The 2,594-nt window shown below is 67.4% G+C and carries 2 protein-coding genes; both read right to left on the reverse strand.

Features of this window, described 5'->3' with window-relative positions; all coding sequences use genetic code 11:
- Nucleotides 1-121: 121 nt before the first annotated feature.
- Nucleotides 122-925, reverse strand: coding sequence for a 4-hydroxy-2-oxoheptanedioate aldolase (gene hpaI, locus AC1DS3_RS37590; protein WP_441640975.1), 804 nt, complete (start codon nt 923-925; stop codon nt 122-124).
- 46 nt (nt 926-971) lie between these two features.
- Nucleotides 972-2,456, reverse strand: a complete 1,485-nt coding sequence (locus tag AC1DS3_RS37595; protein ID WP_441640974.1) for an NAD-dependent succinate-semialdehyde dehydrogenase — start codon at nt 2,454-2,456, stop codon at nt 972-974.
- Nucleotides 2,457-2,594 lie beyond the last annotated feature (138 nt).

The following is a 2,594-nucleotide window of genomic DNA, read 5'->3' on the forward strand; positions in this document are numbered from 1 at the left end:
GGCTTGCATGGCGGCCAGGGTGGCGCTGGTGGCGACGGTGGCAGGGGCGGTGTGGGAATCAGTCGGCATGTTGGCGTGCTTTGTCGTGTTCGGTCGTGTTCTGGGATTGCGGTGGCGGGCATCAGTATGCGGCAGATGGCCCTGCCGCGGGCGCGGCGCCGGTGCCGATGAAGTCCGCGGCCAGCCGGCGTGCCGCGCCGGCATAGAGCAGCACATCCACGCCTGTCGCCACGAAGGTGCAGCCCAGGTCCAGGTAGCGGCGCGCCAGCTTGGGGTCGGAGGTCAGCGTGCCCGCGGCCTTGCCGCTGGCGACGATGGTGCGCATGGCGCCTTCGATGGCGGCCTGCACCTCGGGGTGGCCCGGGTTGCCGCGATGGCCCATGGAGGCGGCCAGGTCGGCGGGGCCGATAAAGACGCCGTCGACGCCGTCGACAGCGCAGATGGCTTCCAGGTTCGCCAGTGCCTTCACGGTTTCGGCCTGCACCAGCAGGCAGATCTCATCGTCGGCCACGTCCAGGTAGTCGGCGCGCGCGCTCCACTGCGAGGCACGGCCCACGGCGCTGCCCACACCGCGAATGCCCTGCGGTGGGTAGCGGGTGGCGCATACCAGCGCGGCGGCTTGCTCGGCGGTATCCACCATCGGCACCAGCAGGTTCTTCGCGCCGATATCCAGCAACTGCTTGATCAGCGGGACTTCGCCGGCTACGCACCGCACCACCGGTTGCGAGCGGTACGGGGCGATCGCCTGCAGCGCATTTAGGGTGCCGCGCAGGTCGTTGGGCGCGTGCTCGCCGTCGATCAGCAGCCAGTCGAAGCCGGCCGTGGCCGAGACTTCGGCGAGATAAGGCGATGCCATCGAAAGCCACAGGCCGATCTGCGGCTGGCTGGCCGCCAGCGCGGCCTTGAATGCATTTTGTGCGGGCATGGTGTTCCGAAGAATGTCGTGGGCGTGGATGGGATGCCACCGGGTCTTAGCCGAGCAGTCCCTGGCAAATATATTTGGTGTGCATGTAGTCGTCCAGCCCGTGGCGCGAGCCCTCGCGCCCGTAGCCGGATTCCTTGACGCCGCCGAAGGGCGCGGCCTCCGAGGCGATGGCCCCTTCATTGACGCCGACAATGCCCGTTTCCAGCGCCTGCGCCACGCGCCAGATGCGGCGCACGTCATTGGAGTAGAAGTAGGCGGCCAGGCCGAAGGGCGTGTCGTTGGCGTCGCGGATCACTTCGGCTTCATCGGTGAAGCGGAACACGGCCGCTACCGGGCCAAACGTTTCTTCGCACGACAGCGCCATTTGTGGCGTGGCGTTGGTGAGCACGGTGGGCGCGTAGTAGTGCGGGCCGTCTTCCAGGCGCACGCGTTCGCCGCCGGTCGTCACCACGGCGCCCTTGGCGACGGCGTCCGCCACATGGCGGGCGATCTTTTCCACGGCGCGCGCGTTGATCATGGGACCGATCTGCGACGCGTCATCGGTGGCGGGCCCGACCTGCAGCGCGGCCACACGCAGCGACAGGCGCGCGACGAAATAGTCGTGCACGCCAGCCTGTACGTAGACGCGGTTCGGGCAGACGCAGGTCTGGCCCCCGTTGCGGAACTTGGAGGCCATCAGGCCATCGACGGCGGCATCGACGTCCGCGTCGTCGAACACGATGAACGGCGCATTCCCACCGAGCTCCAGCGACAGTTTCTTCAGCGTRCCGGCGGATTCGCGGGCCAGGTGCTTGCCCACGGGCGTGGAGCCGGTGAAGGTGATCTTGCGCACGCGGCTGTCGGCCAGCCAGGCATCGACCACGGCGGGCGTATTGGCGCGCGAGGCGGTGACGATGTTCAGCACACCGGCAGGCAGGCCGGCTTGCTGCGCCAGGTAGACCAGCGCCAGTGCGGTCAGCGGGGTGTCTTCCGCCGGCTTGGCCACCACCGTGCAGCCGGCGGCCAGCGCGGGCGCGATCTTGCGCGCGATCATGGCGAGCGGGAAGTTCCACGGCGTGATGGCGGCTACCACGCCAACCGGTTCCTTGAGCACCAGCATCTTGCGCCCGGGTACGGACTCGGCGACGATCTCGCCGCTGATGCGGGTGGCTTCCTCTGCGAACCACTCTACGTAGGACGCGCCGTACAGCACTTCGCCGCGGGCTTCCTTGATGGGCTTGCCTTGTTCGGTGGAGATGATCTGGGCCAGGTCTTCCTGGTGTTCGAGGATCAGGGCGTGCCAGCGCTTGATGATCTGCGCGCGGTCGCGGGCGGTGCGGCGGCTCCAGGCGGGGAAGGCTGCTGCTGCGGCATCGGCTGCCTGGATGGCATCCTGGGCGTCGCTGTCGGGCACGCAAGCGAAGACGGTGTTGGTGGCAGGGTTGGTGACATCCAGGCGGTGGCCGGTGTGGGCGGCTGACCACTCTTGGCCGATGAGGTTGCTGGTGCGGAGCAGGGCTGGGTGGGTTAGGGGGAGTGGGGTGGATGTCATGGTTTTGGGCTACGGGAGGGTTGACTGCAACTGCAGCTGCAACTGCTTAAATTCAAGGGCAACTGCAACTGCAGTTTCACCACCCCTGCGGGGCGGCGACCTACTTTTTTGTCTTGCCAAAAAAGTAGGCAAAAAAGG

The organism is Cupriavidus sp. 01L46, assembly GCF_056399905.1.